Source organism: Candidatus Hodarchaeum mangrovi (genome assembly GCF_975850365.1).
On record NZ_CDLCQJ010000005.1, the window covers coordinates 1 to 7,121 of the forward strand.

At 31.7% G+C, this 7,121-nt stretch carries 9 protein-coding genes; 6 read left to right on the forward strand and 3 right to left on the reverse strand.

What is annotated here, in order from left to right:
* The 5 genes from ACWVCY_RS00780 to ACWVCY_RS00800 form a co-directional block, all read left to right on the forward strand.
* On the forward strand, positions 1-948 hold a 948-nt coding region (locus tag ACWVCY_RS00780; protein WP_455139483.1), incomplete at its 5' end, for a phosphotransferase family protein.
* A 110-nt stretch (positions 949-1,058) separates the two neighbouring features.
* Entirely contained in the window at positions 1,059-1,886 is an 828-nt protein-coding gene (gene heR / locus ACWVCY_RS00785) for a heliorhodopsin HeR (RefSeq protein WP_455139485.1), read from the forward strand.
* 80 nt (positions 1,887-1,966) lie between these two features.
* A complete protein-coding gene (locus ACWVCY_RS00790; protein ID WP_455139487.1) occupies positions 1,967-3,310 on the forward strand; it encodes an MFS transporter in 1,344 nt (447 codons plus the stop codon).
* 11 nt (positions 3,311-3,321) lie between these two features.
* Positions 3,322-3,690 (forward strand): hypothetical protein, encoded by a 369-nt coding sequence (locus ACWVCY_RS00795; RefSeq protein ID WP_455139489.1) that lies wholly within the window; start codon positions 3,322-3,324, stop codon positions 3,688-3,690.
* Between the two features lie 7 nt (positions 3,691-3,697).
* The gene (locus ACWVCY_RS00800) at positions 3,698-4,474 is read left to right on the forward strand and encodes a tryptophan-rich sensory protein (protein ID WP_455139491.1); all 777 of its coding nucleotides are present in this window, start codon (positions 3,698-3,700) and stop codon (positions 4,472-4,474) included.
* A 56-nt stretch (positions 4,475-4,530) separates the two neighbouring features.
* Here the strand turns inward: ACWVCY_RS00800 and ACWVCY_RS00805 are convergent, their stop codons facing one another.
* The 3 genes from ACWVCY_RS00805 to ACWVCY_RS00815 form a co-directional block, all read right to left on the reverse strand.
* Positions 4,531-5,001, reverse strand: a complete 471-nt coding sequence (locus ACWVCY_RS00805; protein ID WP_455139493.1) for a pyridoxamine 5'-phosphate oxidase family protein — start codon at positions 4,999-5,001, stop codon at positions 4,531-4,533.
* A 95-nt stretch (positions 5,002-5,096) separates the two neighbouring features.
* Positions 5,097-5,543, reverse strand: coding sequence for a helix-turn-helix domain-containing protein (locus tag ACWVCY_RS00810; protein WP_455139495.1), 447 nt, complete (start codon positions 5,541-5,543; stop codon positions 5,097-5,099).
* Between the two features lie 110 nt (positions 5,544-5,653).
* Complete coding sequence (locus ACWVCY_RS00815) at positions 5,654-6,361, reverse strand: hypothetical protein (protein WP_455139497.1); 708 nt, start codon at positions 6,359-6,361, stop codon at positions 5,654-5,656.
* 226 nt (positions 6,362-6,587) lie between these two features.
* Here ACWVCY_RS00815 and ACWVCY_RS00820 point away from each other — a divergent pair, with 226 nt between their 5' ends.
* Positions 6,588-6,953, forward strand: a complete 366-nt coding sequence (locus tag ACWVCY_RS00820; protein ID WP_455139499.1) for a nucleotidyltransferase domain-containing protein — start codon at positions 6,588-6,590, stop codon at positions 6,951-6,953.
* The last annotated feature ends 168 nt before the right edge of the window (positions 6,954-7,121 follow it).

Consider the following 7,121-nt stretch of genomic DNA (forward strand, 5'->3'; position numbering starts at 1 on the left):
GACAATTTTATCCGCTTAGAAGGCGCTGATACTATTACATATAGTTTTGTATTTCATTATGGAAAGGATAAGAAAACTTTTGTACTAAGAATATTTCGTTCTATAACTGATCAGGCAGAAAGAGAATTCTCCACACTAAAAGCATTACATTCAGCAAATCTTTCTGTTCCAAAACCTTATCTTTGGAAAAAGGACTCACCAAATATCAAAAAAAGTTATTTAATTATGGAGAGAATTCCAGGAATACTATTAGCTAATTATTTTTCTGAAACGCATGATGAAAATAAAAGAAACAAACTGATGCATTTATTCATTCGAAAACTAGCTGAACTTCATCAATTTAAGTGGAGAAACCAAAATTCTTTTGTAAAAATACCTAATATTGAAAATGACCCATATTTTTTTGTCAATAGAATTATAGATTTCCCTAAACAGATGGTAAAGAAGTTTAGAATTATTGAATTAGAGCCCCTAATAATGTGGCTTGAAAAACATAAACAAAAATGTGAGGAAATAGTTTTATTACACGGTGACTATCATATGAACAATGTAATTGTCACTCCAGAGAAAAATTTAGTGCTAATTGATTGGGCAGACATAAAACTAGGGGATTTTCGACATGATTTGGCATTTGCTATTGTAACTACTTCCTCTACAGGAAAAGATGTTACAAAACAGTTTGTAAACCAATATCAATCATTAACAGGAAAAAAAGTGGAAAATCTTGACTATTTTTTAATTCTATCAAGTTTAAATAATATCTTACGAGGATATAGTGCTTTAATCCAGCCAGAAATTACAAATGAAACAGAGACCACAAGATATATGTTCTTTGAGGTATACAGGTCCTATTCTCAATATTTATTCACATTAGTTCAGAGAATTACTAGAATACCCCTACCAACGGCTGCCAAAGCACTGTGCATAAATTATGAGGGAAATATTTAAAGTATATTTCTATCCAAGTTTTCTATGATTCTCTTAAAATCAGCTATTAAATATCTGACAAAATTTGCTGTATTTGCCCTAAATTAAATAATAAAAGAGTCTTGAAAAAAATGAGTGAATTTACATTTAAAAGTGGAGAAACCTCCTCTATAACTCAGACATATTTAAAAAAATTCAATATTGCGATGGCAATATTACATTTCGTCCAAAGCTTTTTGATTTTTGGTTTAAGTTTTTTTGTTGAGGAGATAAAAAACTTTTCAGTTGATATTTATATTTCTAGACTGCAAGTTAAGGTATTAACAGGTACAAAACCTATCTTTGAACCAGTTCCTGTAGTCTTTTTTGCTTTTGAAAATGTTGCAGGAATCTTATTGGCTAGTTTCCTATTAATGTCTGCAATTGCCCATTTTTTGATCGCATTTCCCTTGAATAAATCTTATATGGATAATCTCAGTAAGAAAATGAATCCAATTCGTTGGTGGGAATATTCTTTCAGTTCCTCAGTAATGATTTTATTTATCTCCTTAGCCTTTGGTATTCTTGACTTCTGGATTCTAGTGTTAGTTTTCGTATTAAACTTTCTGATGAATATGTTTGGATTGTTGATGGAGAAATATAATCAATATACTGAAAAGACAAGCTGGTTACCATATTGGTTGGGCTGGATAGCAGGAATAATGCCTTGGATTGTCATTCTAGGAACATTTCTCACATTTGAGACTGGAGTCGATAAAGCGATCCCCACATTTGTGTATGTAGCAATTGTGATGTATTTTGTTTTCTTCAACAGCTTCGCAGTAAATATGTTCCTGCAATATAAGAAATTAGGCCCTTGGAAAGATTATCTGTTTGGTGAAAGAGGTTATCAAATCTTAAGCTTGATTGCAAAATCAGCTTTAGCTTGGCTTGTTTTTATGGGATTAATTTTTGCTTAATCCCTTTTTTTTTTCCTGTCAATTCGAGGAACTAACATTTTCTTATATGAAACATTTTTAACGCAAGTAGAGGCTTATTAATGACAATAAAAGCAAATAACATCAAAAAAGGAGCCATTAGTGTCCTTTTTCTTGCAGTTTTCGTTGATTTACTAGAATTTGGTATTATTATCCCATTATTACCCTTTTGGTCTTTAGATTTAGGCGCTACACCCTTTTTATATGGAATATTAGCTAGTGCGTACTCATTCATGAGTTTTATTGCTGCACCATTATGGGGTAAACTTTCGGATAACTATGGACGTAGACCAGTTATTTTAGCTGGATTAATAGGCACGGTTCTAGGATTAGGAACTCTCTTATTGACTGCAACCGTTTTTATTGATTCTTTATTCATGCTTTTTCTTTCACGTCTAATAGGAGGCTTTTTCACAGCTGCAACGCTCCCTGCAAGCCAAGCATACATTGCTGATACTACAGAAGGAAAAGATCGTGCAAAAGGATTTGGATTATTAGGAGCTGCTTTTGGCCTTGGATTCGCTTTGGGACCAGGTATCGGAGGATTGTTATCATATTTCGGGGGATATGCCCTACCAGCGTTCTTCTCAACCGTTTTAGCAGTTATCAATTTGATAGCAGCTATTAAATTTTTACCTGAATCATTAACAAGTAATATGAAAAAGCAAACTAGAACACTAGTAGAATCTATTGAAAATAAACCCTCAATTAGGTCATCTATATCAAAACCAACGATTTTTCTAGCAATTTTACTTTTTGCCATAATTTCTCTTGCTTTTTCTAAAATGCAGGCTACTTTAGCCCTTCTAGGAAATATTAGATTTGGGTTAGATGAAACCACTACAGGAGTGATATTCTTTATAGTAGGATTAGTAGTTGTTATAACCCAAGCTGGGTTGATTCGCCCTCTAACAAATCGATTTTCTGACACTACTTTGCTCACTGTTGGATTATTGTTTCTTAGTCTTGGTTTCTTAGGATTAAGCACCGTTTCTTCCTTGGAAACAATGATAATATGGGTAATTCCTCTTGCATTTGGCTCTTCCATTTCTAACCCTACATTAGGAGCATTTTTATCTAAAGAGGCTCCCCAAGATAATTCAGGAGCTATATTAGGATTAAATCAGGGAGTAGGATCGTTTATGCGTATTTCAGGTCCTTTAATTGGAACTGCACTCTTTGAGATCAATGCTGCCTTTCCTTATTATTTAGGAGCGATAATTCTATTAATAGGATTATTTTTGGCTTTAATCATTCGCTATTTCATTAAACGATCAATTCTTGGGTACCCTTGTTTACGATGTGGAATCACTTTACAAGAAGGAGTCGCAATATGTGGTCGATGTGGACTTGATCAATTTAAATATGTAGCTAGAACGGCGGAAAATAAACTAACAAATTATTAAAGGTATTTATTATGCCACATGCCGTTATAAATGGAAATATTAGTATTGAAAATGTGTTTAAAGATATTAAACCAATTTTCATTAGATTTAATGATACAATTTTAAAGACAAATGAATTTTTTATCTCAAAGGATAAGAAAACGATTCTTATAGATGCATTATGTGTTGAAACAGGAAAAAATAATTCCTTTTTTATGATGTTAAACCAAAGAGATGATGGTATAGTAGTTAGAATATCACCAATAACAGAAATTGATAAAACAGATGGAGTTAAAATGTTATTAGCTCAAATTACGAAATCAATACTAAAAAGTTATGATAAAGTTACCTTAGGAAAAACAAATTTAGAAAAATATCTTGAAATGAATCTTTTGGAGTAAATTAAAAATGAGTTTCATAAATATTAACAAAAATAAGAAAACCCTGATTATTGGGAATATCTTAGGCTTTATCCTCACCGTTGTGATGAATTTTCTGGCCATAGGCCTCCCATTAAATGGAAAAACGACACAAGAATTATCGGATCAATATCCAAACCTTTTTGTACCTGCGGGTTATGTTTTTGCAATCTGGTCAGTAATATACACCTTATTACTTATTTTTACAATTTATCAGATCCTACCTCGAAATAGAGAATCACCAATATTTGAAGAAATTTCATGGTGGTTTGTTATTAGCAGCCTAGCAAATAGCATCTGGATAGTTTTCTGGCATTATGAACAAGTTCTATTATCATTGCTCATAATGTTCGCTTTACTGATTTCTCTAATTATAATTTATATCCGACTAGATATTGGTAGAAAATCTGTCTCACGAGATGTAAAATTAGCAGTTCATGTGCCATTCAGCGTATATTTAGGCTGGATTACAGTTGCAACAGTAGCGAATATTACTGCTTTCCTTGTCTCAGTGAATTGGGATGGATTTGGAATCGATGAAGGAATCTGGACAGCAATCGTTCTGTTGGTCGCAACACTTATAGCAATTATCATCCTAATCCAACGAAAAGATGTTGCTTATGGATTAGTTCCAGTTTGGGCTTTCTTTGGAATTTTTACTAAACAATTAGAATCTAGATCAGATGTATCATTAATCGCAGCAGTCTGTGCAATTTTAATCGCTGCTATTATTGTTGCAACAGTATTAAGAGATAGAATGAGATAATCATTCACCTTATTTTCATTTTTTTTAGAAATTGCGATTCTGTTTATATCAACCCTTTAACTAATTTCAGGGCATAATGACTCTTTCTTTGAACCATTAATAGAATCTTGCATTCTATCCTTAAAATTCCAACTAAAATGATTCAATGGTTTCAATATAATGGCTACTTCCTTTACTTTTCGATTAAGTAATCGTTTTCCAAATGCTGATTCTCTTCCTTCTGGTAAATATTTATCTAATAGTCGTTGAAGAGTTGATAATCCAGTTTTTTCATCAATCTCAACATTCGCTTGACCCCTAACACCACAATAAGGTGGATCTTCATTAGAAATTTCAAAAGCGCATCTAGGATTCTTTAAAAGATATTTAACAACCTTAGAACTTTGAGGGGTTGCTAGAAAGATCTGTTCTTCATGAAAATCGTACCATAATGAAATAATCATCGGCCATCCGCTTTCTGATTGAAAAGAAAGCCTGATTGGAATTTTAGAATTTTTAATATATTCTTTAACATTCTCTGGAAACATCTTAATCATTCTTGAAAGAATTTCTTAATTATTTAAACTCTTATACCTTAAAAAAGTTAGTGCAAACAAAATCAGTCAATATTGATTTGGGGTGATTATAAAGGTTGCATATTCCATATTTTATATGTTTCATATAGAAAAATACCTATTCCTACAATCGAGAATAGGAGAAATAATAAATCAGATAATTGAAGAGGATGTGGTCTTAGGATTAAATATGTCACGAATAAAACCCCAGAAATTCCAAAAAAAGATAGGTAGAAAAGCATTCGTGGTATCATTCGTCTTCCAATTTTAATATACAATCCTATAATGCCAATTTTTACCTTTTCTTCAATAAAATATTTTTCCATCTTATCTTGTTTGACTAAACCTAAACTGACAAGTTTATTCAAATGATAATGAACGGTTGAAGAAGAAGAAATTTTCAGTTTCTTCTGAATTTCTCTTACTCCTGAATTTCCTGATCGAAGTAAATACCAATAAATTTGGAGGGTTTTTCCCTTCAAAACTTCATTTATATCTTCTTGACCATCACTCATTATAGTTCACTAGCTAGACAATAGGGAATGAAAGCTGTTATTAAAAATTTGACTTTTAGGTAAAAAAAGGAAAATAAGAAAAAAAATCGCTCTACTCTCTTATAAAATAATTAGATCGGGAATAACTCATATATAAAATCACCAAGAGCGTTTAGAGCAGATGTTATCCTAGAATGATCTGTAAATGGGAGGAACAAATAGTCATCTCTGTATTCTAACTCAACATGACGAATTCCATGATGCTCGAACTCAGATAAAGTCCAAGTACCGTTTACAACACTGATAAGACTGTATGGTTTCGAATAAATAATAGATAGCGAGCTACCATTTTCATATGCTAGTTCAATCATAAATGTTGGAGGCCAAATATCACCAAGGTTCTTAATTGCTGTAGTTGTATCATTGAGAACAGAAATGGCTTCATGAAATTTTCCCATTACGTTGTTTAAATCTGATATATTGAAGGTGCTTATCTCAGCCATTGGTTCGTGTATTAGGGCGATTGTTGGAGTATCATTCACAAGGCCTACTCTGATTCCATCTATCATATCTACCTTTGTCTGATAATGTTCAGTTAAATTAATATTAACCCATGAATTGTTATAACACCATATATAGGAAATATTATCCTCTGAATTTTGCATCCTTGTAGCTAATCGTAAACCAACTCCAATTGAAGGAGGATTATCAGGGCCTGGTCCAGGCCCTGGGATTATATCAGTAGCATTAAGTAAAATTCCAAATATAATTACACTAAGAATACCACCACTGATGACTGCAATTGCTCCATATTTTTTTAAATTTCCATTAAAACTCATAACTAACACCTTTATTGAATTATTTTTGCAATAATCCAAATTTAATCATGTAAAATCCCCTAAATATACCTATACAATCGAACAGACTGTTTGGAAACAAAAACAATGTGTTCGTAGAATCGAACATATTAATCAATTATAATCTAAATCAATTTTGGTATTCTTATTAGTTAAAAACCTAGCAAATTTTTTTAATATTTGACTATATTAAAAAAAAGTGAAAAATTTGGAGAATCGAGAAAGAATTAATACGATTATAGAAAAATATGACCAAGATGATACTGTCCTTGGAGTATTACTTATTGGATCTCGTGGAAAAGGTTATCATACTAATAGTTCTGATATAGATTTAGAATTGATTGTTACAGAACAAAAATTTACCGAATTAAAAGATAAAGGACAACATTACATCCATGCTGAAGATTATGACATTATCTATAAATCCTTTACAGAGTTAGAAAAATGTAAGGAGTCTAATATTGACCAAGATCATTGGGAATATAAGAATTGTCCAGTTATTTCTGATAAAACAGGAAAGTTAACATTATTAATGTCTGAAATAGAGAGTTTTAATTCTGAGGTCTTATTTTGAGGAAAATTTTTCTGAAACCCTACAAAGTTTCTTTTCATATTAACTTTTTTCAAAAGGAACAGCAAGAGCAGTAGGTGCACCTACAATACTTTTTACTTTCTTTCCTGATAAAATTAGTCCCCATATTGCGAGGAAAAGTATGGTAGAGAGATGAGGAGCCATTTTTAA

What these genes read in the sequence shown, in the direction of transcription:
- heR (WP_455139485.1), top strand. Translation starts at nt 1,059, where the DNA reads ATGAGTGAATTTACATTTAAAAGTGGAGAAACCTCCTCTATAACTCAG.
- ACWVCY_RS00790 (WP_455139487.1), top strand. Translation starts at nt 1,967, where the DNA reads ATGACAATAAAAGCAAATAACATCAAAAAAGGAGCCATTAGTGTCCTT.
- ACWVCY_RS00795 (WP_455139489.1), top strand. Translation starts at nt 3,322, where the DNA reads ATGCCACATGCCGTTATAAATGGAAATATTAGTATTGAAAATGTGTTT.
- ACWVCY_RS00800 (WP_455139491.1), top strand. Translation starts at nt 3,698, where the DNA reads ATGAGTTTCATAAATATTAACAAAAATAAGAAAACCCTGATTATTGGG.
- ACWVCY_RS00805 (WP_455139493.1), bottom strand. Translation starts at nt 5,001, where the DNA reads ATGTTTCCAGAGAATGTTAAAGAATATATTAAAAATTCTAAAATTCCA.
- ACWVCY_RS00810 (WP_455139495.1), bottom strand. Translation starts at nt 5,543, where the DNA reads ATGAGTGATGGTCAAGAAGATATAAATGAAGTTTTGAAGGGAAAAACC.
- ACWVCY_RS00815 (WP_455139497.1), bottom strand. Translation starts at nt 6,361, where the DNA reads ATGAGTTTTAATGGAAATTTAAAAAAATATGGAGCAATTGCAGTCATC.